The organism is Caulobacter sp. S45 (assembly GCF_009765965.1).
Classification (GTDB): Bacteria; Pseudomonadota; Alphaproteobacteria; order Caulobacterales; family Caulobacteraceae; genus CAHJWH01.
In genome coordinates, this window is sequence record NZ_LMUL01000014.1 from 607,555 (window position 1) to 631,463 (window position 23,909).

23 protein-coding genes and 2 tRNA genes are annotated in these 23,909 nt (G+C 68.4%); 11 read left to right on the forward strand and 14 right to left on the reverse strand.

Going from position 1 to position 23,909, the window contains the following annotated elements; all coding sequences use genetic code 11:
• Positions 1-10: 10 nt before the first annotated feature.
• Positions 11-1,129: an NADH:flavin oxidoreductase/NADH oxidase gene (locus GSQ87_RS09910; RefSeq protein WP_158915296.1), complete on the reverse strand. Its 1,119-nt coding sequence runs from the start codon at positions 1,127-1,129 to the stop codon at positions 11-13.
• 210 nt (positions 1,130-1,339) lie between these two features.
• On the opposite strand from GSQ87_RS09910, the gene GSQ87_RS09915 reads away from it, so the two are divergent.
• Positions 1,340-2,611 carry an SGNH/GDSL hydrolase family protein gene (locus GSQ87_RS09915; RefSeq protein WP_254062865.1) on the forward strand — a complete coding sequence of 424 codons (1,272 nt, stop codon included), beginning with the start codon at positions 1,340-1,342 and terminating at the stop codon, positions 2,609-2,611.
• 4 nt (positions 2,612-2,615) lie between these two features.
• Entirely contained in the window at positions 2,616-3,542 is a 927-nt protein-coding gene (locus GSQ87_RS09920) for a polysaccharide deacetylase family protein (protein ID WP_254062866.1), read from the forward strand.
• A gap of 4 nt (positions 3,543-3,546) precedes the next feature.
• Here GSQ87_RS09920 and GSQ87_RS09925 read toward each other — a convergent pair whose 3' ends face one another.
• The 5 genes from GSQ87_RS09925 to secG form a co-directional block, all read right to left on the reverse strand.
• Entirely contained in the window at positions 3,547-4,305 is a 759-nt protein-coding gene (locus tag GSQ87_RS09925) for an SDR family NAD(P)-dependent oxidoreductase (RefSeq protein ID WP_158915297.1), read from the reverse strand.
• 95 nt (positions 4,306-4,400) lie between these two features.
• On the reverse strand, positions 4,401-4,583 hold the full coding sequence (rpmF, locus tag GSQ87_RS09930; protein WP_158915298.1) for a 50S ribosomal protein L32: 183 nt from the start codon (positions 4,581-4,583) through the stop codon (positions 4,401-4,403).
• 144 nt (positions 4,584-4,727) lie between these two features.
• Positions 4,728-5,009 (reverse strand): hypothetical protein, encoded by a 282-nt coding sequence (locus GSQ87_RS09935; protein ID WP_158915299.1) that lies wholly within the window; start codon positions 5,007-5,009, stop codon positions 4,728-4,730.
• Positions 5,010-5,028: 19 nt separating this feature from the next.
• Positions 5,029-6,663, reverse strand: coding sequence for a CTP synthase (locus tag GSQ87_RS09940; RefSeq protein WP_158915300.1), 1,635 nt, complete (start codon positions 6,661-6,663; stop codon positions 5,029-5,031).
• 44 nt (positions 6,664-6,707) lie between these two features.
• Positions 6,708-7,271: a preprotein translocase subunit SecG gene (gene secG / locus GSQ87_RS09945; RefSeq protein WP_158915301.1), complete on the reverse strand. Its 564-nt coding sequence runs from the start codon at positions 7,269-7,271 to the stop codon at positions 6,708-6,710.
• A gap of 215 nt (positions 7,272-7,486) precedes the next feature.
• Between secG and GSQ87_RS09950 the strand changes: the two genes are divergently transcribed.
• Entirely contained in the window at positions 7,487-8,107 is a 621-nt protein-coding gene (locus GSQ87_RS09950) for a YceI family protein (protein ID WP_158915302.1), read from the forward strand.
• A gap of 43 nt (positions 8,108-8,150) precedes the next feature.
• Here GSQ87_RS09950 and tpiA read toward each other — a convergent pair whose 3' ends face one another.
• Positions 8,151-8,858 (reverse strand): triose-phosphate isomerase, encoded by a 708-nt coding sequence (gene tpiA / locus GSQ87_RS09955; protein ID WP_158915303.1) that lies wholly within the window; start codon positions 8,856-8,858, stop codon positions 8,151-8,153.
• Positions 8,859-9,067: 209 nt separating this feature from the next.
• On the opposite strand from tpiA, the gene GSQ87_RS09960 reads away from it, so the two are divergent.
• Together GSQ87_RS09960 and trpE are read left to right on the forward strand one after the other, a co-directional pair.
• Entirely contained in the window at positions 9,068-10,969 is a 1,902-nt protein-coding gene (locus GSQ87_RS09960; protein WP_158915304.1) for a peptidylprolyl isomerase, read from the forward strand.
• A gap of 27 nt (positions 10,970-10,996) precedes the next feature.
• Positions 10,997-12,535 (forward strand): anthranilate synthase component I, encoded by a 1,539-nt coding sequence (gene trpE, locus GSQ87_RS09965; RefSeq protein ID WP_158915305.1) that lies wholly within the window; start codon positions 10,997-10,999, stop codon positions 12,533-12,535.
• A gap of 48 nt (positions 12,536-12,583) precedes the next feature.
• Here trpE and GSQ87_RS09970 read toward each other — a convergent pair whose 3' ends face one another.
• Positions 12,584-12,778, reverse strand: coding sequence for a hypothetical protein (locus tag GSQ87_RS09970; protein WP_158915306.1), 195 nt, complete (start codon positions 12,776-12,778; stop codon positions 12,584-12,586).
• Between the two features lie 160 nt (positions 12,779-12,938).
• On the opposite strand from GSQ87_RS09970, the gene GSQ87_RS09975 reads away from it, so the two are divergent.
• The 3 genes from GSQ87_RS09975 to trpC are packed head-to-tail and all read left to right on the forward strand — an operon-like array spanning position 12,939 to position 15,348.
• Positions 12,939-13,532: an aminodeoxychorismate/anthranilate synthase component II gene (locus GSQ87_RS09975; RefSeq protein ID WP_158915307.1), complete on the forward strand. Its 594-nt coding sequence runs from the start codon at positions 12,939-12,941 to the stop codon at positions 13,530-13,532.
• Positions 13,532-14,566 carry an anthranilate phosphoribosyltransferase gene (gene trpD, locus GSQ87_RS09980; protein ID WP_158915308.1) on the forward strand — a complete coding sequence of 345 codons (1,035 nt, stop codon included), beginning with the start codon at positions 13,532-13,534 and terminating at the stop codon, positions 14,564-14,566. The genes GSQ87_RS09975 and trpD overlap by 1 nt, the downstream gene beginning before the upstream one ends.
• Positions 14,563-15,348 (forward strand): indole-3-glycerol phosphate synthase TrpC, encoded by a 786-nt coding sequence (trpC, locus tag GSQ87_RS09985; protein ID WP_158915309.1) that lies wholly within the window; start codon positions 14,563-14,565, stop codon positions 15,346-15,348. The genes trpD and trpC overlap by 4 nt, the downstream gene beginning before the upstream one ends.
• A 27-nt stretch (positions 15,349-15,375) precedes the next feature.
• Here trpC and GSQ87_RS09990 read toward each other — a convergent pair.
• The 5 genes from GSQ87_RS09990 to GSQ87_RS10010 form a co-directional block, all read right to left on the reverse strand.
• Positions 15,376-15,460, reverse strand: a tRNA-Leu gene (locus GSQ87_RS09990).
• A gap of 134 nt (positions 15,461-15,594) precedes the next feature.
• The gene (locus tag GSQ87_RS09995; protein ID WP_216839195.1) at positions 15,595-15,894 is read right to left on the reverse strand and encodes a PsiF family protein; all 300 of its coding nucleotides are present in this window, start codon (positions 15,892-15,894) and stop codon (positions 15,595-15,597) included.
• 81 nt (positions 15,895-15,975) lie between these two features.
• Positions 15,976-16,821, reverse strand: coding sequence for a hypothetical protein (locus GSQ87_RS22460; protein WP_216839196.1), 846 nt, complete (start codon positions 16,819-16,821; stop codon positions 15,976-15,978).
• 170 nt (positions 16,822-16,991) lie between these two features.
• Positions 16,992-18,698: a TolC family outer membrane protein gene (locus tag GSQ87_RS10005; protein WP_158915310.1), complete on the reverse strand. Its 1,707-nt coding sequence runs from the start codon at positions 18,696-18,698 to the stop codon at positions 16,992-16,994.
• Positions 18,699-18,798: 100 nt separating this feature from the next.
• A complete protein-coding gene (locus tag GSQ87_RS10010) occupies positions 18,799-19,440 on the reverse strand; it encodes a protein-L-isoaspartate O-methyltransferase (RefSeq protein WP_158915311.1) in 642 nt (213 codons plus the stop codon).
• A 122-nt stretch (positions 19,441-19,562) separates the two neighbouring features.
• Between GSQ87_RS10010 and GSQ87_RS10015 the strand changes: the two genes are divergently transcribed.
• A tRNA-Cys gene (locus tag GSQ87_RS10015) sits at positions 19,563-19,636 on the forward strand.
• Between the two features lie 29 nt (positions 19,637-19,665).
• On the opposite strand, the gene otsA is transcribed toward GSQ87_RS10015, so the two are convergent.
• Positions 19,666-21,063: an alpha,alpha-trehalose-phosphate synthase (UDP-forming) gene (otsA, locus tag GSQ87_RS10020; RefSeq protein WP_158915312.1), complete on the reverse strand. Its 1,398-nt coding sequence runs from the start codon at positions 21,061-21,063 to the stop codon at positions 19,666-19,668.
• A gap of 217 nt (positions 21,064-21,280) precedes the next feature.
• Between otsA and otsB the strand changes: the two genes are divergently transcribed.
• Positions 21,281-22,030 (forward strand): trehalose-phosphatase, encoded by a 750-nt coding sequence (otsB, locus tag GSQ87_RS10025; RefSeq protein ID WP_158915313.1) that lies wholly within the window; start codon positions 21,281-21,283, stop codon positions 22,028-22,030.
• Between the two features lie 92 nt (positions 22,031-22,122).
• Complete coding sequence (locus GSQ87_RS10030; protein ID WP_216839417.1) at positions 22,123-23,907, forward strand: glycoside hydrolase family 15 protein; 1,785 nt, start codon at positions 22,123-22,125, stop codon at positions 23,905-23,907.
• Positions 23,908-23,909 lie beyond the last annotated feature (2 nt).

The window sequence follows — 23,909 nt, forward strand, 5'->3', positions numbered from 1 at the left end:
GAGCGGCTGCTCAGCTCAGTTCGTGGTGGGCGTAGGTGTAGCCGGCCCAGGTCTTCTTGCCGGCGCGTTCGTACTGGACCGGAATGTGCGATGGGGCGCCGAGCTGCTCCGCCGCACGCCAGCCCCAGCGGGGATCGTCCAGCACCGCGCGGGCGAGCGCGATCATGTCGGCCTGGCCGGAGGATACGATCTCCTCGGCCTGGCGCGGTTCGGTGATCATGCCCACCGCGATCACGGCGATATCGGGTACGGCCGCCCTCACCGCCTGGGCGAATGGGACCTGATAGCCGGGCTGGGCGCCGGGGATCTTGGCGTGGGCCGCCAGGCCGCCGCTGCTGACATGCACGAAGTCGAAGCCGAGCTCCCTGAGTTCACGGCTGAACGCGGCGGCGTCTTCCGGGACGACGCCGCCCTCCACCCAGTCGGACCCGTTGAGCCGCACGCCCAGCGCCTTGGACCTGGGCCAGACCTCGCGCACGGCGGCGGCGATCTCCAGCGGGAAGCGCATCCGGTTGGCCAAGCTGCCGCCGTAGGCGTCCTCGCGGGTGTTGGCCAGGGCGGAGAGGAACTCGCTCAGCAGGTAGCCATGGGCGCCATGCAGCTCCAGCAGCTCGAAGCCGGCGCGGTCGGCGCGGCGGGCGGACTGGACGAAGCCGTCTCGAATCCGCGCCATGCCGGCCTGATCCAGGACGCTGGGCGTATGCCAGCCTTCGTCGAACGGGATGGCGGAGGGCCCACAGGTCTCCCAGGCACCTTCCTCTGGCGTAAGCGGACGTCCCCGATCGACCCAAGGCGCGTTGCACGAGGCCTTGCGGCCGGCATGGCTGAGCTGAATGCCGAAGGCCGCATCGCTGTAAGTCCGCAGGTCCTCAAGCAGTTCGGTGAGGACCTGTTCCTGGGTGTCGTCCCAAAGACCGAGGTCGCCCGGCGTGATCCGGCCGATCGGCTCGACGGCGGTCGCCTCCAACGTCACCAGTCCGCATCCCGACAGGCCCATCGTCCCCAGATGCTGGCTGTGCCAAGGCTGGGGCACGCCATCCCGGGCGCTGTACTGGCACATCGGCGCGACCGACATCCGGTTGGACAGCGTCAGGCCCCCAAGGGTGATGGGCGTGAACAGAAGGCTCATGACGGTTCCTCGGTCGTTCCCGGATCGTGCACGCCACCGGCATGACCCGTTACGCCTACTCCCGATCGCCCCGCCGCCGCCAGCCTGCACGCCCCAGAGAGGGGCGAGCAGTTTCCGGCATAAGCTCTGGCCAAGCGCAAGCCGGAGTTGAGGTCGGGGACCGTTTGAGTCTAATGTTACCGCTAACGAAAATAATGACATGGGGACGAGATGACCGAAAGAAGAGGCCTCGCCTGGGCGCATATCAGCCAGTTCGCGGCTGGCGGCGCATGCCTCCTGATCGCGATGTCGGGCGCGACCGCCAACGCCGCGCCGGCTCCGACGCATTGGGTCGGCTCGTGGGCCGCCTCGCAGCAAGTCCCGGAAGATCAGAATGCGCTCGCCCCTCAGGACCTGGAAGACGCCACCCTGCGCCAGGTCGTTCACCTCTCGATAGGCGGCCCAAAGGTGCGCGTGCGGGTATCCAATGCGTTTGGAACCACGCCCCTCCACCTCACCTCGGTCCACGTGGCCCGCGCGCTTGCTCCAGGTACGGCGGCCATCGACGCAGCCTCGGATCACCCCCTAACCTTCAGCGGGTCGACCGATGTCACCTTGCCGGCCGGTGCGGAATACTGGTCCGACCCCGTTGTGATGGCCCTCCCGGCCCAAGCCAATCTGACGGTCAGCCTGCATATCGACACCGCGCCCGCTCGCCAGACCAGCCACCCCGGATCGCGAGCGACCTCCTACCTCGTCCACGGAGACCAGGTCTCGGCCCCCGATCTCCCCGACGCGCGCAAGATCGAGCACTGGTTCCAGCTCTCCGGCGTGGACGTCGCCGCCGGATCGGGCGCTTCATCCGTCGTGACACTGGGCGACTCAATCACCGATGGCCATGGCGCCACCACCAACGGAAACGACCGCTGGCCCGACGTGCTGGCGCATCGGCTGCAGGTCTCGGCCGCCACGCGAGGGGTCGGGGTGCTGAACGCAGGCATCGGCGGCAATCGGATGCTGCTGGACGGGCTGGGTCCCAACGCCATGGCTCGGCTCGACCGCGACGTGCTGGTCCAGAGCGGCGTGCGCAGCCTGATCCTGCTGGAAGGCGTCAACGATCTAGGCACACTGACCCGTGAAGCGCCCGCGAACGCCCAAGCCCACGACGCCCTGGTGGAGCACATCCTGGCCGCCTACGCCCAGATCGTCGCACAGGCCCGATCCCATGGGATACGCGCCATCGGCGCCACCATCCTGCCGTTCGGAGGCTCGGCCTACTACCACCCCGACGCCGCCAACGAGGCCGACCGGCGGCGGGTCAACGCCTGGATTCGCGCGCCCGGCCATTTCGACGCTGTGATCGACTTCGACGCGATGGCGCGCGACCCTGCGCAACCGGATCGCCTCCGAACTGGCTACGACTCCGGCGATCATCTGCACCCTTCCGCCGTCGGCTATCGGGCCATGGCCGACGCTATCCGTTTGTCCCTGTTCGCGAGGTGAGCTCATGACGCGTTCGATCGGCCTAAGAGGGCTGGCGTTCGGGTTCGCCATGCTCGGCCTGCTGGCGACGTCGGCCCGCGCGCAGGAGATCGCCTTCACCTTCGACGATCTGCCGGCCCATGCCGCGCTTCCCGCCGGCCAGATACGGCTGGAGATCGCCCAGAGCCTCCTCGCCACCCTGAAGGCGCAAGGCCTGCCGCCGGTCTACGGCTTCGTCAACGGCGTGCGCGAAGTGGAGGAGCCGGCCTCCCGCTCGGTCCTGCCGGCGTGGCGCGCAGCAGGCTTTCCGCTCGGCGACCACAGCTGGTCGCACATGAACCTGAACACCCATACGCTGGAGGCGTTCGAGGCCGACGTCCTGAAGAACCGGTCGGTGCTGGAACGGGAAATGCCCGGCCAGGACTGGCGCTGGTTCCGCTTCCCCTTCCTCAGCCAAGGCGACACGCCGGAGAAGCGCGCCGGCGTGCGCGCCTTCCTGGCCAGCCAGGGATACCGCATCGCCCAGGTCACGATGAGTTTCAGCGACTACGCCTTCAATGATCCCTATGCGCGCTGCGTGGCCAAGGGCGATACGGTGGCCATCGCGGGGTTAGAGCACGACTACCTGACGGCCGCGGTCGAAAGTATCGGCTACTACAGGGGCATGTCCCAGACCCTGTTCGGGCGTGACATTCCCTACGTGTTGCTGATGCATGCCGGGGCGTTCGACGCCCGGATGCTGCCGCGCCTGCTGGAGCTGTACAGGTCGCGCGGCTTTCAGTTCGTGACCCTACCGCAGGCGGAGCGCGATCCCTTCTACCGGATCGACCTGGACCTGACCGCCCCGCCGGGGCCCGATACGCTCGAGGACGCCATGAGGGCCAGAGGCTTGGCCGTGCCGCCACGTCCGGACGCGACCATCTTCGCCGGCTTGGACAAGGTCTGCCGCTAAAGCCTTAGTGCACGTAGGAGCCCGCGTTGATGTCGATGGTGGCGCCGGTGGCGTGATCGGCCAGGCCGCTGGCCAGGAACACCAGGGTCGGCGCGATGTCCTTGGGCTCGGTCAGCCGGCTGAGCGCGATGTCGTTGACGGCGTAGTCCTCGCCGTACTGGTCAATGAAGTCCTGCGCCATCTCGGTGCGAGTGAACCCCGGGGCCACGATGAAGGCGGCGATCCCGTCCTTGCCATAGCCACGGGCCAGCGAGCGGGTCAGGGCCACCAGCCCCCCCTTGGACGCCGCATAGGCCAGATAGTCCGGCTGGTCGCCCCGGAAGGCGGCTCGCGAGCTGATGTTGATGATCCGGCCGCCGCCGCGTGGCTTGAAGTGGGCCACGGCCGCCCGGCACAGCAGGCCCGGCGCGGTCAGGTTCACCGCCATGGTCCGCTCCCAGTCCGAAAGCCAGGTCTGCGAATCCGGTTCGTTGGGCGAGCCCACGGCGACGCCGGCGTTGTTCACCAGCACGTCCACATGGCCGAGACGCTCAACCGCCTCGCGCCAGAGCCGCTCGCACGCCTCGGCCTGGGCGAGGTCGGCCTGGAGCAGCACCACCTTGTCGCCGAGTTCGTTCGCGAGGGCGGAGGCCGCCGCATGGTCGGCCCGATAGTGCAGACCCACTGTCGCCCCGGCTTCAACGAAGGCGCGCACCGCGGCAGCGCCAATGCCTCGGCCGCCGCCCGTCACCAGCACCGTCTTGGAGGACAGGTCGATGTTCATGGGGTGGGCTCCGAAGATTGGAGAAGCAGCTTAGATACGACTGCGGCTCCCGAGGGACCCGGGAGCCGCGTCGCGTTCAGCAAAGACCAGGAAACCTAGTCTTCCTTGATGTTGAGCACCTGACGGCCGCGATACATGCCGGTCTTCAGGTCGATGTGGTGCGGACGGCGCATCTCGCCGGTGTCCTTGTCTTCCACGAAGCTGTTGGCTTCCAGCGCGTGGTGCGAGCGCCGCATGTTGCGCCGCGAGGGCGAGGTTTTGCGCTTGGGAACGGCCATGGGAAGGTCTCGTCGAAGGACAGAACGCGTCAGCGTACGGAAATAGAATCGGCGGCCGTGAAGCCGCCGTTGAACTGTGGCTTATGCCGCAAGATGTGGATCGGCGCAAGACGGCTCCGTCGCCAATGATATCGCGGGTTGGATTCAGCTGCCGTGGAAGAATGCGATAGCGACGGTGAGGTAGCCGAGCAGGGTCGTTTCCAGCAGGAGCGGCATGGCGATCCAAAGGTGCCACAGAGCTTTGCCGCCCCGCCTTGCGATCACCCAGCCAACGAGGGGAATCCAGAGGGCGAACAGCAGGCAACCCGCGCCGAAGATGAAATAATTTACGCTGTGCGTCGCGTACCAGCTCTCAGCGAAGATCGCAGAGACACCGATCAAGGCTGCGAGCCGGGACATCCAAATGGCGGATATGGACTCGCTCACCTAGCGCCGACCCGACCGCTCAAACAAACCGGCTCTGTTCCAGGGCGGCGGCCACGAAACTGGCGAACAAGGGATGAGGCTGGAACGGCCGACTCTTCAGCTCGGGGTGAAACTGCACGCCGACGAACCAGGGATGGTCTTCGCGCTCGACGATCTCGGGCAGCACGCCGTCCGGCGACAAACCGGTGAAGCGCAACCCCGCCCCCTCGATCACCTGGCGATAGCCGATGTTCACCTCATAGCGGTGGCGGTGGCGCTCGGAGATGGCGGCGCCGCCATAGATCTCGCTGACCTTGGAGCCGGGCGTCAGCACCGCGTCATAGGCGCCGAGCCGCATGGAGCCGCCCAGGTCGTGGCCGTGGGTGCGCTGCTCGACCTGGTTGCCGCGAACCCACTCGGTCATCAAGCCGACCACAGGCTCGTCGGTCGGGCCGAATTCGGTGGACGAGGCGCCGACGACGCCACCCACGTTCCGCGCCGCCTCGATCACCGCCATCTGCATGCCGAAGCAGATGCCGAAATAGGGCACGCGGTGCTCGCGGGCGAATTGGACCGCCCGAATCTTGCCTTCCGCGCCCCGCTCGCCAAAGCCGCCGGGGACCAGGATGGCGTGCACGCCCTCAAGTCGCGCCGCCGCCGCGCCGGGCTCGCCCTCGAAGGCCTCCGACTCGACCCAGTCGATATTGACCTTGACCCGGTTGGCCAGGCCGCCGTGGATCAGGGCCTCGATCAGGGATTTGTAGGCGTCCTTGAGCACCGTGTACTTGCCGACGATGGCGATGGAGACCTCGCCGTCGGGATGCTCCAGCGTCTCGGCGATATCCTGCCAGCGCTCCAGGTTCGGCTTGGGCGCGTCGTGGATGCCGAAGGCGGACAGGATCTCGGTGTCCAGGCCCTCGTGATGATAGTCCAGCGGCACCGAGTAGATGCTGGCGCTGTCCATGGCCTGGATGACGGCGGTCTCGCGTACGTTGCAGAACAGGGCGATCTTGCGCTTCTCGTCAGGCGGGATCGGCTGCTCGCAGCGGCACAGCAGGATGTCGGGCTGGATGCCGATGGCGCGTAGCTCGCGCACCGAGTGCTGGGTCGGCTTGGTCTTCATCTCGCCGGCCGTCTTGACGAAAGGCAGCAGCGTCAGGTGCACGAACACGGCGTGGCCGCGCGGCAGTTCCTGGCCAAGCTGGCGGATGGCCTCGAAGAAGGGCAGACCCTCGATGTCGCCCACGGTGCCGCCGATCTCCACCAGCACGAAGTCAGCGTCGCCGGCGTCGGACAGGACGAAGTTCTTGATCTCGTTGGTGACGTGGGGGATCACCTGGACGGTGGCGCCGAGGTAGTCGCCTCGCCGTTCCTTCTCGATGATGGTCTTGTAGATCTGGCCGGTGGTGATGTTGTCGCCACGGGTGGCGGACACGCCGGTGAAGCGCTCGTAGTGGCCGAGGTCGAGGTCGGTCTCGGCCCCGTCGTCGGTGACGAACACCTCGCCGTGCTGATAGGGGCTCATCGTCCCTGGGTCGACGTTGAGGTACGGGTCGAGCTTGCGCAGCCGGACCTTGTAGCCACGTGCTTGCAACAGTGCGCCAAGGGCCGCGGACGCCAGCCCCTTGCCGAGCGAAGACACCACGCCGCCGGTGATGAAGATATAGCGGGCCATGGGCGTTCAGCTTACCGCTGATTCGCGGTCGCCGGACATCTTCCTCACTTCGGCGCGCTTTGTCCGTTCGAGGAAGGGGTCTGCGCAGGCTTGGGCGCGGCGGCGTTGGGCGCAGTCGTGGGCGTGGTCTGCGGCGCGGGCTGATAGCCGAGTTGGCTGGCGGCGTCGCCACGGGTTCCGGCGCCGGATGTCGAAGTCGGCGGCGAGACGGCGGCGCCAGCGGTTGCCGGAGCCGTGTGCACTTCGGGACGCGGCGCGTCGAACTGCGAAGCCGGCGGGGGAGCGGCAGCTCCGGGCGCAGGCGCAGGCCGGATCGCATGATTGAGCGCGTCCGGGCTCAGCCCCTCGACCTTCAGCCGGTCGACCACCGAGGCGCCGCTATGGATGTGGCCGGTCAGGATGGTCAGCAGGAGGCAGAGCACGAAGAAGGCCGCCGCCAGGATGCCGGTGGTGCGCGTGAGCAGATCGCCCGCGCCACGCGCGGACATGAAACCGGAGGGACCGCCGCCCATGCCGAGCGCCCCACCTTCGGATCGCTGAAGCAGGATCACAGTGGTCAGGGCGATGCAGATAAGCACCAGCAATACGAGGAGAAAGCCGAGCAGCATGGCGTGAAGCGCGATCCACGATGAAGGAGAACGACAGATGCGGCGTGGGGCGCCGCAGATCAAGCGCGCCCTGTAACACCGACCGCCGCAGGGCGCCAGAGCGAGGGGACGAAAGAGCCGACGGCCAACTGCAACGCCGTGGGTTGCAGCCGGTTCGGCCGCGCGCTCTATACGGATCGTCGCCGCCGCGGCCACCGTCCATGAAGAGACAACCCATGAGCCACCATAAGCCCCTAGCCGTCCTGAGCGCCCTGGCCCTGCTGACGCTCGCCTCCGCCACCCAGGCCGGTCCCGCCAATCCCGATCCCGCCGCGGTCAAGGGCGGCTCCTATGTCATCGAGCCTCATCACACCCGGGTCCTGTTCAGCGTGTCGCACATGGGTTTCACCACCTGGTACGGCGATTTCGCCGGAGCCAGCGGCAAGCTGACGCTCGACGCCGCCCATCCCGAGGCCAGCCAACTCCAGGTCAGCATTCCGACCGCCAGCGTCAGCACCACCAATGCGACGCTCGACGGCGAACTGAAGAGCGGGGACTGGTTCGATGCAGCCAAGTACCCGACCATCACCTTCAACTCGACCTCGGTGCGGCCGACGGGCGCGGGTGAAGCCGATGTGAGCGGGGACCTGACCTTCCATGGCGTCACCAAGCCGGTGTCGCTGCACGTCCACTTCAACGGCGCCGGACGCAACCCGATCGGGATCTCCTACATCGCCGGCTTCGAGGTGTCGGGCCATCTCAAGCGCAGCGACTTCGGCGTGACCAAGTACGCCGGCGTGATCGGCGACGACGTGACCCTGATCGTCAGCGCCGCGTTCGAACGCAAGGGCGGCTGAGACCAGCCAGCCAACCCCGCCAGCGATCGTGCGCGCCGCTAATTCAGGTCGCGCGCACGATCGGCAGGAAGTCCTTGGCCTTGAGCGAGGCGCCGCCGACCAGGGCGCCGTCCACGCCGGGCACGGCCATCAGTTCCGCCGCGTTGCCGGGCTTGACCGACCCGCCATAGAGCACCGGCGTCGTGTTCGCCGCTCCGAAGCCTTCCGCCAGGAGGCGATGGATGAGGCCGTGCACCTCCTCCACCTGCGCCAGGGTCGGCGTCTGGCCGCTGCCGATGGCCCAGACCGGCTCATAGGCCACCGCGAACGGCTTTCCGGCCAATTCCTTCGGCAAGGACGCGCGCACCTGCGCTTCGATCACGGCCAGGGCGTCGCCCGCCTCGCGCTCCTCCAGGGTTTCGCCGACGCAGACGATGGGCTCCAGCCCCGCCCGCAGCGCAGCCGAAACCTTGGCGGCGATGTCCTGGTCGCTCTCGCGGTGATTGGTCCGCCGTTCGGAGTGGCCGAGGATGACCATGCTGGCCCCGGCCTCGTGCAGCATCTCGGCGCTGAGATCGCCAGTGTGGGCGCCGCAGACCTCCACATGGCAGTCCTGGGCGCCGACCGCCACCGGGCCCCCGGCCAGGGCCTCGGCCATGCGATGGATCAAGACGGCGGGTGGAAACAACGCGACGCGGCAGTTGGCCGGTTGCGCGCTCAAAGATTCCGACAGCGCCTTCGCTTCGTGCAGGGCGGAGGACGCGCCGTTCATCTTCCAGTTTCCGGCGACGAGTTTTCGCGGCGTCTCGTTCAAATCCAGGGTCTCGCGGCGGTTGACGGGGGTCGGCGTTGGGGCCGGTCAAGTGCTGCTAAGCCATGGCGAGGCTGCTGTCACGCTGACGCGGCGAGACGACCGACCTTGCTCCAGCCCGCACCCCTCCCCTATAGGGCGGGTTCGGTCTTCGAAGGTTCCAAGCTCCAATGCTGTCTCAGTTTCGCGCGCTGGCCAAATCGCCTGTCGCCAAGGTGCTGATCTTTCTCGTGATGGCGAGCGTCCTGGCGACCTTCGCGCTGCGAGGCGTCAACAGCGTCGTGCAGGGCGATAACGTGATCCAGGCGGGCTCGCGCAGCGTCAGCAGCGCCCGCTTCAAGCAGATGTTCGACGACGAACTGAAGCAGTACAATCAGCAATCCGGCCAAACCATCACGGCCCAGGACGCCCTTGCCCACGGCGTCGATCGCCAGGTCGCCGATTCGATCGCCGCCGACGAAGCCTTTGCCGAATTCCTCACCCGCTCGGGCGTCCGTCCCTCGGACAAGCTGATCGTCGACGAAATCCGCAAGGCGCCGCGCTTCTTCAACGCCGTCAGCGGGCGCTTCGACCGCCAGGCCTATGAACAGTTCGTCCAGCAGATCGGCATGACCGACGCGGAGTTCGAAGGCGTGCTGCGCGACCAGCTCGCCCAGACCCAGTTCGTCTCGGGCGTCGCCGCCGGGATGCGGGCGCCGCTGCTCTATTCGGCGCTGCAGGCCGCCTACACCGCCGAGGGCCGGACCTTCTCCTACTTCGTGCTGGGGCCGAACGCGGTTCCCCTGCCCGCCCAGCCGACCGACGTCCAGCTCAACACCTTCATCAAACAGAACGCCCAGGCCCTCGCCCGGCCGGAGGCGCGCGTCTTCACCCTGGTGCGCTTCAGCACGGCCCAACAGGTGCTCAAGACCACCGCCGACCCCGCGGCGGTGCAGAAGCGGTTCGACTTCGAGAAGGACAGCCTGTCCACGCCGGAGAAGCGGACCGTGATCGAGATTCCCGTGCATGACGCCGCTTCGGCCGGCGCCGTAGCCGCCCGGCTGAAGAAGGGCGAAGACGCGACGCTGATCGCCAAGAGCCTGAACGTCCAGCCGCTGAACTACAACGACAGCCCCAAGACCGCGATCGCCGACCGTAAGATCGCCGACGTCGCCTTCGCCATGGCCGACGGAGACGTGAAGGGCCCGGTTCAGGGCGATCTGGGGCTGGCGGTGCTGAAGCTGGTCAAGACCACGCCCGGCCATAACGCCACGCTGGAGGAGCAGCGCGCCAAGCTCGAAGCCGAGGTGAAGCACGACGCCGCCCAGGCCACGATCGACAAGCAGGTGCAGAAGTACGAGGACACCCGCTCGGGCGGCTCCACCATGCTCCAAGCCGCCAAGGCTTTAGGCGTGGAGACGGCGACCCTGCCCGGCGTCACCGCCCAGGGCATGAGCCTGACGGCCCAGCCCCAGCGCATCCCCCTGCCGCCCAAGCTGCTGCAGGCGGGCTTCGCACTGGCCGCCGGCGCGGACACCGACCTGGTCGACCTCGGCCAGGGCGAATACGCCGCCCTGCACCTGGAAAAGATCGTCCCGCCCGCGCCTCCGCCGCTCGACGAAATCCGGCCGATGCTCACCCGCTATTACATGCAGCGCGACCTGACGACCCGCCTCCAAGCCAAGGCCGACGCCATCGTCGCCCAGGTGAAGAAGGGCCAGACCATGGAAGCGGCCGCGGCCGGCGCCGGCGCGACGCTGGGCCATGGCGTGGGCGTGCAGCGCCAGGCGGCAGGTCAGACCTTCAGCAACGAGCTGCTCTCGCGCGTCTTCCAGGCCAAGCCCGGCGAAGTGGTTTCTGGTCCCGACGTCAAGAAGGTCGGCGTGCTCGTCGCCAAGGTGCAGGGCCCGGTGGCGGCGTCCGGCAAGGACGTCTCCCAGAGCGCCGCCAACCTGCGTCGCGGAGCCAGCCAGAGCGTGGTCCAGGACCTGGCCGCCGCCCTGCGCACCGCCGCCCGCGACATCGTCAAGCCGAAGATCGACTACAAGCGCGCCCGCGCCGCGCTTGGGGGCGCGCCGAGCCAGGGGCAGTGAGTGGAAGACCCCGGGAGCGCTAAGCCGTTGAGCGTGAAGCCAGAAGCCTCCGCCTTCGCCGAAGCCTATGGCCGGGGCGAGGCCCAGGTGGTCTGGACCCGTCTGATCGACGACCTGGAGACGCCGGTCTCCGCCTACCTGAAGATCGGCCTGGGCAAGCCCTTCGCCTTCATGTTCGAATCGGTGGAGGGCGGCGCCTGGCGCGGCCGGTATTCGATCATCACCCTCAAGCCGGACCTGGTCTGGCGCTGCTACGGCGACCGCGCCGAGATCGCCCGCGACGGCGGGATCGAGGCCGGCGACTATCAGCCGGAACCTAAGCCCGCCTTGGAGTCCCTGCGCCGCCTGGTGGAGACCTCGCGCATCGAGCTGCCGAGCGAGCTGCCGCCCATGGCGGCGGGCCTGTTCGGGGCGCTCGGCTACGACATGATCCGCCTAGCCGAACCGCTGGGTCCGGCCAAGACCGATGCGCTGGGCCTGCCCGACGCGGTGATGACCCGCCCCTCGATCGTGGCGGTGTTCGATTCGGTGGCCCAGGAGATCGTGCTGGTCACCTCCGTGCGCCCTTCGGCCGAGTCGGCGGAGACCGCCTACGCCGCAGCCCTCGAGCGTCTGGCCGAGGCCGAGGCCGAGTTGGCGCGTCCCCTGGATCGCAATCGCGCCGCCCGCAAGTCGCAGCCCACCGCCGTCCAGACACCGCTGACCTCGCCGATCACCCGCGGGGCCTATCGCGACATCGTCGAGCGGGCGAAACGCTACATCGAGGCGGGCGACATCTTCCAGGTGGTGCCAAGCCAGCGGTTCCGCGCGCCCTTCACCCTCTCGCCGTTCGCCTGTTACCGGGCGCTGCGACGGCTCAACCCGTCGCCCTTCATGTTCTACCTGGACTTCGGCACGTTCCAACTCGCCGGCTCCAGTCCCGAAATCCTGGTGCGGCTGCGCGACGGCAAGGTCACCATCCGCCCCATCGCCGGCACCCGGCCCCGCGGCGCGACGCCCGAGCAGGACCTCGCGCTGGAAAAGGAGCTGCTGGCCGATCCCAAGGAGCGCGCCGAGCACCTGATGCTGCTGGATCTCGGCCGCAACGATGTCGGCCGCGCGGTGAAGCTGGGCGACACCGCCGGCGCCCCATCCCGATCTACCGAGCCCCGTGTACGCGTGACCGAAAGCTTCTCCATCGAGCGCTACAGCCACGTCATGCACATCGTCTCCAATGTGGAGGGCGACGCTCCCCGCGACCTGGACCCCGTCGACGTGCTGCTCACCGCCCTGCCCGCCGGCACCCTGTCAGGCGCGCCCAAGGTGCGGGCGATGCAGATCATCGACGAGTTGGAGACGGAAAAGCGCGGCATGACCTATGCCGGCGCCGCGGGCTACATCTCGGTCATGGGCGAGGTGGACACCTGCATCCTGCTGCGCACGGCGCTGTTCAAGGACGCGACCATGTACGTCCAGGCCGGCGGCGGGGTGGTGGCGGATTCCGATCCCGACGCCGAGTACGAAGAAACCCTGCACAAGTCCGGCGCCCTGCGCCGGGCGGCGGAGGAAGCCTGGCGGTTCGCCTGAGCTGAAGTGCAAGCGGCCCGGGAAGCGCTCGAGTCCGGCGGACCGAGCCTAGCCTTGGCTGTGAAGCACCGAAGCCGACGTCGCCGGGGTCCGTTCGAGGCCCGGCGGCGGTCCCAGGATCACCGAGGCGGCCAGCGCGAGCGCGCTGATGGCGGCGAGGCCGGCGGCGGCGAGCAAGGGCACGATACGCTCGCGCCGCTCAGGGGCGATCAGTTTGGCGCGAGCTTCATCTAGTGAGGGCATCGTCTTCACAGTGCGATTCGGCGTACTCAGCATAGCGCTTAAGAACGCCGAGCGAGGTTAACGAGGCGTGTCTCACCGCGAAGCTGAGCCACCGGGCTTTCACCGCGACCGTTCACCGCTTAAGACCCTCCAGCCGCCCTCGGAGCACCAACAGGCTACCATGATCCTGGTGATCGATAACTACGACAGCTTCACCTACAACCTCGTGCACTATCTCGAGGAGCTGGGAGCGGAAACCGTCGTGCGCCGCAACGACGCCCTCTCCGTCGAGGAAGCGCTCGAAATGCGCCCGGACGCGGTGCTGCTGTCTCCCGGTCCCTGCACGCCCAATGAAGCGGGCCTATGCCTGCCCTTGCTGGCCGCAGCGCCGGACGACCTGCCGATCCTGGGCGTCTGCCTCGGCCACCAGGCCATCGGCCAGGCCTTCGGCGGCAAGGTGATCCGGGCCAAACAGCTGATGCACGGCAAGACCAGCCCGATCCGCCACCGGGGCGAAGGCGTGTTCGAGGGCCTGGCGGACGGCTTCACCGCCACCCGTTACCACAGCCTGGCCGTGGAGCCGGAAAGCCTGCCCAACACGCTGCACGTCACCGCCTGGACCGAAGACGGCGAAATCATGGGCGTGCGGCACGCCTATCGCCCGATCCAGGGCGTGCAGTTCCACCCCGAATCGATCGCCACCGAAGGCGGCCATCGCCTGCTGGCCAACTTCCTCACCTCGGCCGGCGTCAAGGTTTCCAAGGTTCCGGCCTGATGTCTGAGGCGTTCCGGCCCCTGCTGGCGCGGCTGGCCGATGGGGCGACCCTATCGGAGCAGGATGCGGAGCTGTTCTTCACCGCCTGCCTGCGCGGCGAGCCGACGCCCGCCCAGGTCGCCGCCGCCGTCACCGCCATGCGCATGCGCGGCGAAACGGTGGGCGAGATCACCGCCTGCGCCCGCGCCATGCGCCGCTCCGCCACCATGCTCGAACACGGCTATCAGGTGATCGACACCTGCGGCACGGGCGGGGATGGGAGCCACACCTACAACATCTCCACCGCCGCCGCCTTCGTGGCCGCCGGCGGGGGGCTGAAGGTGGCCAAGCACGGCACCCGCGCCCTGTCCTCGCGCTCGGGTTCCTCCGACGTGTTGGGCGCGCTGGGGGTCAATATCGCCGCCACCGCCGACCAGTCCCGCCTGGCGCTGGAGCAGGCCGGTATCTGCTTCCTGTTCGCCCCCGCCCACCACGGGGCCATGCGCCACGTCATGCCCGTGCGCCAGGAGCTGGGCTTCCGCACCGTGTTCAACCTGCTCGGCCCCCTGTCCAATCCGGCGGGCGCGCAACGGCAGGTGCTGGGCGTCTACGATCCCCGCCTGACCGAGCCGCTGGCTCGGGTGCTGGGCGCGCTCGGCAGCGAGCGGGCCTGGGTGGTGCACGGATCGGGCCTGGACGAGCTGACGACCACCGGCACGAGCCAGGTGGTGGAGTGGCGCGATGGCGGCGTGCGCCTGTTCAACATCACCCCAGAAGCCGTGGGCCTCAAGCGGGCCAGCCTGGACGACCTGCGCGGCGGCGACCCGATGGAGAACGCCCGCGCCCTGTCCGCCCTGCTGGACGGCCGCCCCGGCCCCTATCGCGACGTGACGCTGTTGAACGCGGCGGCGGCCTTCCTCGTCGCCGAACGGGTGGAGACACTGGAGGACGGCATCATGCTGGCCGCCCAGGCGATCGACGACGGCCGCGCCCGCGCCGCCCTGGACACGCTGGTCCGCCTCACCAACGCTTCGCCCGAGACAACCCACGCATGACCGACGTCCTGTCCCGGATCGCCGACTACAAGCGGAGCGACGTGGCCGAGCGCAAGCGCGCGCGGTCCCAGGCCGATGTGGACGCCGCCGCCAAGGCCGCTTCGGCGCCGCGCGGCTTCGCCAAGGCCCTGACCGACGCGCTCCACCTCGCCCTGATCGCCGAGATCAAGAAGGCCAGCCCATCCAAGGGCCTGATCCGCGCCGACTTCGACCCGCCGGCCCTGGCGCAAGCCTACGCCGAGGGCGGCGCCAGCTGCCTGTCGGTGCTGACCGACGGGCCAAGCTTCCAGGGGGCTGACAGCTATCTGCAGCAGGCGCGGGCGGCGACGACCCTGCCGGTGCTGCGCAAGGACTTCCTGGTCGATCCATGGCAGGTGGCGGAAAGCCGGGCGCTCGGCGCGGACGCGATCCTGGTGATCCTGGCCATGGTGGACGACGCCCTGGCCGCCGACCTCCTGGCCGAAGCGGCGCGGTTCGGCATGGACGCCCTGGTGGAGATCCATGACGAGGCCGAGATGACCCGCGCCGCCCGACTCGGCGCCCATCTGCTCGGGGTCAACAATCGGGACCTGCGCACCTTCGTCACCGATCTGGCGGTGACTGAGCGGCTGGCCCCTCTGGCGCCCCAGGGGGCTCTGCTGGTGGCGGAAAGCGGCATCTTCACCCACGCCGACGCGACGCGCCTGCAAGGGGCCGGCGCCAAGGCGATGCTGGTGGGGGAAAGCCTGATGCGCCAGGCGGACGTCGCCGCCGCGACACGCGCCCTGCTAGGTCGCGTCTGAAGCGTCGGTTTTCAAATCGAATGAAGGTGGTGCGGGCGGTCGGGGTCGAACCGACACTCCTTGCGGAACCGGATTTTGAGTCCGGCGCGTCTACCAATTCCACCACGCCCGCGATCCGATCGGACAGCTTCAAAGAGGCGTTCCGACAGGTCGCGCTAGATGCCACAGGAGGTGGGCGCGGGTCCAGCCTCTAGCGAAACGGCGCAGCGAGAGAACCCGCTGCGCCGAAGCTCAACCTAAGACCTCTTAGTGGCCCTTCATGCAGCTCGAGCGGAACTTCTTGCGGTCGTTGCCGTGCAGGCCCTTGGCGTCGGCCTGCTTGGAGCAGTCCAGCGAAACCGCGGTGCGGGGCTTGCCGTCGTGGGTCGTGGCCGTCGACGAGGTGTGCGTGGACTTGACGCCACCGAAGAGCGGCTTGGATGCCGGCTTCGCAACTGGCGCGGGCGCAGCTGCGGCGGCCGGCTTGGGCTTGGGTTTGAACAACTGGGCGTTGGCGCCGGTGGCCAGCATGGCCGTGGCGGCGGCGATCACGAGTAGAGCGCGCATCTCAGTCCCCCCTCAATAGGATGGAACGATCTTAACCGCAGGGAGGGAGGCTAATGCAAGCCCCCTCCCCGCAGTTGACGATCAATAGCGGCGGTAGTGATGGCGGGCGTACCAGCTATGGTACGGATAAGGCCGGTACAGCCAACGACCACCGTAGAAGTACCAAGGGTTGTACTCCGGAGGCGCCGCATAGAGCACCGGGCCGCCATAGGCGAAGCCCGGCGCACCGCCACGGACCACGAAGCCCGGAGGACAACCGGGGCTGGTGGCGCCGCCGCTGTTCGCCGCGACTGCACCGCCCAGGATGGCGCCGCCCGCGGCCCCGGCCAGGGCGCCGGTGCCACGGCTGTGACGTCCGGCCAGACCCGAGCCCAGCAGTGCGCCAAGCGCGCCGCCGACGATGGCGCCGCCCGCGACGTTGCCGCCGGACTTCACGCAGTTCTGGGTCGCCCAGTCTTGAGCAGCGGCGGCGTATTGCTGGTCCTGGGCCGGGTCGTTCTGGGCGTCAGGCGCATTGGGATCGTAGCCGGGCGGCGGCGGAGGCGCGCCCTGGTCGCCACCATAGCCCGGAGGCGGTCCTTGGTCGCCGGGTTGGCCATAGCCTTGCTGGCCATAGCCCTGCGGTGGCGGCGGGGGTTGCTGGCCGTACCCCTGCTGATCGTAGCCTTGCGGCGGAGGCGGCGGCTGCTGGCCGTAGCCCTGCTGCCCATATCCTTGTTGAGCGTAGCCTTGCTGGCCGTACTGAGCCTGCTGGCCATAACCCGGAGGCGGTTGCTGCTGACCATAGCCGGGAGGCGGTGGCCCGCCGTCCTGATCCTGGTCGCCGCCGGGCGGATAGTTGTTCTGCGGCGGCTGGCCCTGGCCGGGATAGCCATAGGAGGGCTGCTGGGCGGCCGCCATGCCGCTGGCGAGGGGTGAACCCGCCATGCAGAGCGCGACAGCCAACATCGTCGGTCGTACTAGCGCGGTGGATAAAGGCATATGCGTTCCCCATCGATCACGGTTGCAGCTATCGATACGCCGACTAAAGGCTGAACCCAAGCTGACTGTTCCGTTCATCCTCGCGAGAGCGCCGCCCGAACGGCTCCGGGCGCATGTCAGTCATGGGGCGAGAAAGGCTCCGCGGGCGGGTGATCGCCAAGGCGTTTCGGCGGGTCCGAAGGCGCGGGATCGGCTAGCGGCGTCGTCGGCTGGACGGTGGAGAGGGGCTGGCTGGCGGCTGGCGGCCGGTCGGCCGGGACCATGTCGACGTCGCCGGAAACGACCGTCGATGGGACTGTCGGCCGTTCGGCGCCCAGGTCCGGCTCGCCCACCATGTCGATGGCGGCGACCAGCGGCTCCCAGGGCGTGGAACCGGCGTGTCGGACCTTGTTGAACGACTTGGCCGGGTCGTAGAGCTGCACACCCCGCACCAGGTCCGAAACCTCCAGCCGCCCCATGGCGGCCAGCAGGGCGGCCTCGGCGACATATTCGTCGTGCCGGGCCTGGGCCAGGGAAAGCTGGGCGTTCTCCAGGGTCTGCTGCTGGATCAACACGTCCAGGGTGGTGGACAGCCCCACCCGGTACTGTTCGCGCAGCCCCTCGTAGGCCACCTCGGCGGCGCTGACCTGCTGCACGTTGGAGATGACGCTGGCCTTGTCGCCCTGCATGGTGTTCCAGGCCTGGGCCACCGCCTGAACCATGGAACGACGCGCCCCTTCGATGGCGATGCGGTCCGAGCCGTTCTGCTCGATCGCCTGGCGGATCAGCGAGCTGTTCACCCCGCCGGTGAAGATCGGCTGGCTGTAGACCAGCGCCCCCGACACCACTCGGTCGAAATCGCGCACGCCGAACGGCGCCAGCGTCCCCTCCGCCCCGAAACTGGCCTGGGCGGACACGGTCGGCCGGTTGGCGGCCTTGGCGGCGACGATCTTGGAGCGCGAGGCCTGCTCGGTGATCTGGGCCTGCAGCAGCGAGGGGCTTTCCGCCTCCGCCGCGTCGAAGGCCTGGTCGACCGTCGCCGGCAGGCCGGGGAGCGCAGGCTCGGAAGCGAGCTCGCCAGGGTTCTGGCCAACCACCGCGGTGTATTCCGCCCGGCTGATCTGCAACTGGGCCTTGGAGGTGGCCAACAGCGCCTCCGCGGAGGAGAGCTGGGCCTGGCCTTGGGCCACGTCGGTGCGGTTGAGCTGGCCGACCTGGAACTTGGTCTGGGTCTCGCTCAGCTGATCCCTCAACAGGGCGGCGTTGTCGGTGCGGATCTTCAGAATCTGCTGGTCGCGGCGCACGTCCTCATAGGCGGTGACGACGTTCTGGACCAGGGTGGTCTCCACCCCGCGCAGTCCCTGGCGTCCGGCCAGCACGGTGGCCTCCGCCGCATCCACGGTCGCGGCCGTCTTGCCGCCTGTGTACAGGGGCTGGGTCGCGGTGATCTGGCCGTAGCCGTAGTTGTATTCATAGTGGCCGCCCAGCCCGGCGGTGGGGATCGGCGTCGTGCTGCCGCTGCCGATCGTCGAGGACCCGCTCCCCAGCCCGGTGCTGGAGCCGGTGGAGCCATTGCCGATCGCAGCGGTGCTGAGGCTCTCATGTCCGAAGTCTGTGCGCGACCAGTAGGCCTGGCCGCCGACGCTGATGCTCGGACGCCAGCCGGCGCGGGCCTGGACATAGGTCTCGTCCAACACCCGCTGCTGGGCACGCTGCACCAGCAGGGTCGGGTTGGACTGGTAGGCGAGCGCGATGGCGTCGGCCAGGGTCTCCGCCGAGGCGGCGCCGCCGAACAACGCGGTGGAAACGGCGGAGGCGCAAACCAACGCGCGACGGCTGAACATGAGGGCGCCCCAAAACCAAAACCTGGAGTGGCGATTAGATCGCCATCCTGGGGGCCCGCCAGTTAAGCTTTGTTCACGCCGCGCGGACGCGGACGGGAATTCAGAACGCGAAGCCGGGCTGGAGATCGAAACCGGGCAGCATCGGCGGGCTGGCGTCGAACACCTCGCGGGTGGACATCAGCCCTTCTTCGCCCCGCAGGAACAGGCGGGCTTTGCCGCCCGGCCCCGTGCGTTCCACCACGCCGAGCCGACCGCCGACCGCGATCACGTCGAGCCAGGCCTGGGGCGTGCGCGCGACCGCACCCTCGCAGATCGCCACGTCGAAGGTTCCCAGGGCATCGAGCGCCTGCAAGTCGCCGCCGACCACCTTGATGCGGGGATCGTCCAGCGCGTCAGTCACGGCGGCGACATCCACGCCCGGCGGCAATAGCAGCGTCGTGGCCAAACCCATCCGCGCCAGCACGGCGGCCGCATAGGGGGCCGCGATGGCCAGCGCCGTCTCGCCTTCGACCGGGAAGATCGCCTGCAGCATCTTGGCGGTGTCGCGGACCTGCATCAGCGACCAGCCCGGGGCGTACTCCACAGGACCCTCGGCATAGGCCAGGTAGGCCTTGCCTGGCGCACAGAAGCGCTCACGGCGAATCACCCGCATGGCGTCCTGGATCGGCAGATCCGTGACGTCGTTGGTGCGGACCTGATTCTCCACCATGTTGACGCGCGCCGTGGTGAAATCGAGCGTCATCCCCGCCTCGCTAACTTGAAACCCGCGGCCTTATAGGTCGCGGCTTAACCGGAACGCAATGCGGGCGAGCTTACCTTGCCCCCGCTTCGACGTTCTGTTAGCGGAGCACACGCGCTCAGCGCGGCCTGGTGGCGGAGAGGCTACGCAGCGGACTGCAAATCCGTGTACCCCGGTTCGATTCCGGGCCAGGCCTCCAACGCGCTCGTCGGCGCGCCCTCTCGACCCTCAAGCGACAGCCTTGGTCTGCACCCGCGTATTCCTCAGGGCGGCGACGAAGTCGTCGCGCCAGGCGGCGACGTCGTTGCGCTGGACGCCTTCCATCAGAATCTCCCAGCGGCGCTTGCGTTCCGAGAGGTCCATCGACAGGGCGCGGCGGATAGCGTCGGAGACGTCCTCGCGGCTGTAGGGATTGACGATCAAGGCCTGGGTCATCTGGGCGGCGGCGCCGGCGAAGCGCGACAGGATCAGCACGCCCGGATCGCGGGGCGACTGGGCGGCCACGTATTCCTTGGCCACCAGGTTCATTCCATCGCGCAACGGCGTGACCAACCCGACCCGCGCGGCCCTGTACACGCCCGCCAGCTCGTCACGGCCATAGCTGCGGATCACGTAGCGGATCGGGGCCCAGTTGATGGTCGAGAAGGCTCCGTTGATCCGTCCGGAATGCGCGTCGAGCCGCGCGCGGATATCCTGGTAGGCGTCCACGTTTTCCCGCGAGGGCGGGGCGATCTGCAGATACTCCACCGACCCCAGGCGCTCCGGGTTGTCGGTCAGGAACTGCTCATAGGCCAACAGGCGTTCCTCCAGGCCCTTGGCGTAGTCGAGCCGGTCCACGCCCACGATCACCGAACGACCATAGGTGCTGGCGACCATGCGGTCCCAGCTCTGGGCTGCGGTCATGGAGTCGGCGATCTGCTTGAAGGCGTCGGCGTCTATGCCGATGGGGAAGGCCTGGGCGTGGATGGTGCGGCCGAACGCGCGCACGCGCCCATCCTCCAGCACCTCGCCGTCAGCCTCCTTGCGCACGTATTCAAGGAAGGCTTCGAGGTAGTCCTCGGTCTGAAAGCCGACAAGATCGTACTGGAACATGGACTCGACGAGTTGACGGTGTCGAGGCAGGGCGGTGAACAGCTGATGGCTGGGCCAGGGTATGTGGAGGAAGAAGCCGATCGGGTTCGCAACCCCCATGCGCCTAAGCTCGCGCCCCATCGGGATCAGGTGGTAGTCGTGCACCCAGACCAGGTCTTCGTCATCGATCAGGGGCCGGGCCGTCTCGGCGAAGCGGGTGTTGACCCGTTCATAGCCCTGGCCGTAGGCGCGCTCGAACGCCGACAGGTCGATCCGGTAGTGGAACAGCGGCCACAGGGTCTCGTTGGCGAAGCCGTTGTAGTATTCTTGGATGTCCTGCTCTTCCAGGTCGACCGTGGCGACGGTGACGCCCTCGGTCATCTCGGTGGAGAGCTCGCCGGTGAACTCCGGCGTGGTGCGCCCGCTCCAGCCGAACCAGACGCCCTTGTACTCCCGAAGCGCCGCGGCCAACGCCATGGACAGGCCGCCCGCGGTGGCGGCGCCCGCCTGCGTCGGCATACTGACACGGTTGGAAATCACGACCAGACGACTCAAGGACAAGCTCCCGCAATGCTCACAAGGCGGCGCTCGGCCGGCGCGCGGCGATCGGTTCGCCGCTCCGCACACCCGCTGAGCCCCGCGCTTGGGCGGACACGAGGCGCCCGCCTCCTACCGAAACCGTTTTGCTGCGCTGCGGTTCAGATCAAAATTCCGATACTGTCGCGATGACGTGCAACACCGATGGAGCGACTCCCTCCATTTTCCGGAAATGATGATCGACACCCTCCCCCACCCCCTGCTTCGTCCAACGCCGCTACGCCTAGGTGAGATCAGCCTCTTCCTCGATATAGACGGGACGCTCGCCGGTTTCGAGGCGACGCCGGAAGCTGTTCAGCCCCTCGCGCGCCGGACCTTGTTGCTGCAACGCCTGGGGCGAGCGCTCGAGGGCAGGATCGCGGCGGTGAGCGGCCGCGATCTCACCTCCATCGATCGAATCCTGGAGCGCAGCGTTGGGGCGGCCGCAGGCGTGCACGGCCTGGAGCGCCGTCGACCCGACGGAAGCGTGTTGCGCGCCGCGCCACACCCCGCGCTGACGGACGCCAGACAGCAGGCGGAAGCCTTCGCAACCGCGACGCCGGGCGTACTAGTCGAGGACAAGGGCTTGGCCTTCGCACTGCACTATCGCCAGGCCCCCCAGGCGCGGGCGGCGGTGGAGGCCCTGGCGGCCCTATTGGCCGAAAGCGGCCTCGCGCTGCAACCCGGCGAAGACGTGATTGAACTGAAGACGCCCGGGACGGACAAGGGCGTGTCGGTGCGCGCCTTCATGGCCGAGCCTCCCTTCGACATGGGTCTGCCGGTATTTGTCGGCGACGACCTGACCGACGAGCACGCCTTCGCCGCCGCGAAAGCCCTGGGCGGCTTCGGAGTGCTGGTGGGACAGCCGCGCCCCACCCTGGCGCGGTATCGACTGGACGGAGTCGAGGACGTGCTGCAATGGCTGGAACGAAGCCTGGAGACGTGATGCCCCCTTCGCCGACCTCGCCCCTCCCCTCCCTCCACACCGTAGCGTCAGCCGAAGCCCTGGACCTGGAGCCGCCCAAGCCCAGCCACGAAATGGACCTCGCGCCTATCGGCAACTGTGCGATCAGCGCCCTGATCGACCGCCAGGGCCGTTACGTCTGGGCCTGCGCCCCCCGCGTGGATAGCGACCCGTTCTTCTCCAACCTGCTGAGCGGCGTCGCTCCAGAGGCGGAGGACGCCCAGGGCATGTGGTCGGTGGAGGCCGAAGGGGTGGTGGAGACCCGTCAGGCCTATCTGCGCAACACCGCGGTGCTGCGCACCGAACTGGTCTGTGAAGACGGCGCCACGCTGGAGATCATCGACTTCTGTCCCAGGTTCCGCCGCCACAACCGCATCTATCGGCCCACTGCCTTCGTGCGGATCGTGCGCCCCCTGTCCGGCGCGCCGCGCATCCGGGTGCGGCTGAAGCCCACCGCCGACTGGGGCGCCCAACTGGCCGAGCGCACCTCCGGCTCCAATCACATCCGCTATGTCGGCTCGGACGTGACGCTGCGGCTGAGCACCAACTGCCCGGTCAGCCACGTCACCGAGGCGCGCACCTTCCGCCTGGAAGGGACGCTGGCCTTTTTCCTAGGCCCGGACGAAGGTTTCTCGGGCGGCTTGCTCAGCACCTGCCTGCAGATGCTGGAGGATACCGAGGCGTCCTGGCGGGAATGGGTGCGAAGCCTGACCGTGCCGCTGGAGTGGCAGGAGGCGGTGATCCGCGCCGCCATCGCCCTGAAGATCTGCGCCTACGAGGAGACCGGCGCCATCGTCGCCGCCCTCACCACCTCGATCCCCGAGGCGCCCGACAGCGGCCGCAACTGGGACTACCGCTACTGCTGGCTACGGGACGGCTACTACGTGGTCCAGGCGCTGAACCGCCTGGGCGCCGCCGACATCCTGGAGAACTATCTCGGCTATCTGCGCAACATCGTCAGCCAGTCGCGCGGCGGCCACGTCCAGCCCGTCTACGGCGTGGGCATGGAGCCGGCGATTTACGAACGGACCGTCGACACCCTGCCCGGCTATCGCGGCATGGGGCCGGTACGGGTCGGCAATCAAGCCTACGAGCACCACCAGCACGACGTCTACGGCCAGATCATCCTGCCCCTGGTCCAGGCCTTCCACGACCAGCGCTTCCTGCGCGAGGCCACGGTCGCCGACTTCGAGGCGCTGGAAAAGGTCGGCGAGCGCGCCTTCGCCATGCACGACCAGCCCGACGCCGGCCTGTGGGAGTTCCGCACCATAGCGCGGGTGCACACCTACTCCTCGGTGATGTGCTGGGCGGCGTGCGACCGCCTGGCCAAGACCGCCGACGCTCTAGGATTGACCGAGCGCCGCAACTACTGGCGGGGCCGTGCGCGCACCATTCACGCCCGCATCGAGGCGGAAGCGTTCAACGCCGAACTGGGCCACTTCACCGGCAGCTTCGGCGGCAAGGAACTGGACGCCAGCCTGCTGCAGCTGGTGGACCTGCAGTTCATGAGCGCCAGCGACCCCCGCTTCCAGGCGACGGTGGCGGCGGTCGAGACCGACCTGCGGCGCGGCCCCTACATGTTCCGCTACGCCGAGCCGGACGACTTCGGCGCACCCGAGACCGCGTTCAATTTCTGCACCTTCTGGTTCATCGAGGCGCTGTACGAGGTCGGCCGCATCGATGAGGCGCGCGAGCTGTTCGAGGAGATGCTGGCCCGGCGCACCCACGCAGGCCTGCTGACCGAGGACATCGGGCTGAGCGACCGGGCGCTATGGGGCAACTATCCCCAGACCTATTCGCTGGTGGGCCTGATCAACTGCGCCGCCCTGCTCAGCCGGCCCTGGTCCTCGATGCGGTAGGG

Coding starts and splice junctions, on each gene's coding strand:
- GSQ87_RS09910 (WP_158915296.1), bottom strand. CDS start 1,129: ATGAGCCTTCTGTTCACGCCCATCACCCTTGGGGGCCTGACGCTGTCC.
- GSQ87_RS09915 (WP_254062865.1), top strand. CDS start 1,340: ATGACCGAAAGAAGAGGCCTCGCCTGGGCGCATATCAGCCAGTTCGCG.
- GSQ87_RS09920 (WP_254062866.1), top strand. CDS start 2,616: ATGACGCGTTCGATCGGCCTAAGAGGGCTGGCGTTCGGGTTCGCCATG.
- GSQ87_RS09925 (WP_158915297.1), bottom strand. CDS start 4,305: ATGAACATCGACCTGTCCTCCAAGACGGTGCTGGTGACGGGCGGCGGC.
- rpmF (WP_158915298.1), bottom strand. CDS start 4,583: ATGGCCGTTCCCAAGCGCAAAACCTCGCCCTCGCGGCGCAACATGCGG.
- GSQ87_RS09940 (WP_158915300.1), bottom strand. CDS start 6,663: ATGGCCCGCTATATCTTCATCACCGGCGGCGTGGTGTCTTCGCTCGGC.
- secG (WP_158915301.1), bottom strand. CDS start 7,271: ATGCTGCTCGGCTTTCTCCTCGTATTGCTGGTGCTTATCTGCATCGCC.
- GSQ87_RS09950 (WP_158915302.1), top strand. CDS start 7,487: ATGAGCCACCATAAGCCCCTAGCCGTCCTGAGCGCCCTGGCCCTGCTG.
- tpiA (WP_158915303.1), bottom strand. CDS start 8,858: ATGAACGGCGCGTCCTCCGCCCTGCACGAAGCGAAGGCGCTGTCGGAA.
- GSQ87_RS09960 (WP_158915304.1), top strand. CDS start 9,068: ATGCTGTCTCAGTTTCGCGCGCTGGCCAAATCGCCTGTCGCCAAGGTG.
- GSQ87_RS09970 (WP_158915306.1), bottom strand. CDS start 12,778: ATGCCCTCACTAGATGAAGCTCGCGCCAAACTGATCGCCCCTGAGCGG.
- GSQ87_RS09975 (WP_158915307.1), top strand. CDS start 12,939: ATGATCCTGGTGATCGATAACTACGACAGCTTCACCTACAACCTCGTG.
- trpD (WP_158915308.1), top strand. CDS start 13,532: ATGTCTGAGGCGTTCCGGCCCCTGCTGGCGCGGCTGGCCGATGGGGCG.
- trpC (WP_158915309.1), top strand. CDS start 14,563: ATGACCGACGTCCTGTCCCGGATCGCCGACTACAAGCGGAGCGACGTG.
- GSQ87_RS09995 (WP_216839195.1), bottom strand. CDS start 15,894: ATGCGCGCTCTACTCGTGATCGCCGCCGCCACGGCCATGCTGGCCACC.
- GSQ87_RS22460 (WP_216839196.1), bottom strand. CDS start 16,821: ATGGCGGGTTCACCCCTCGCCAGCGGCATGGCGGCCGCCCAGCAGCCC.
- GSQ87_RS10005 (WP_158915310.1), bottom strand. CDS start 18,698: ATGTTCAGCCGTCGCGCGTTGGTTTGCGCCTCCGCCGTTTCCACCGCG.
- GSQ87_RS10010 (WP_158915311.1), bottom strand. CDS start 19,440: ATGACGCTCGATTTCACCACGGCGCGCGTCAACATGGTGGAGAATCAG.
- otsB (WP_158915313.1), top strand. CDS start 21,281: ATGATCGACACCCTCCCCCACCCCCTGCTTCGTCCAACGCCGCTACGC.
- GSQ87_RS10030 (WP_216839417.1), top strand. CDS start 22,123: ATGGACCTCGCGCCTATCGGCAACTGTGCGATCAGCGCCCTGATCGAC.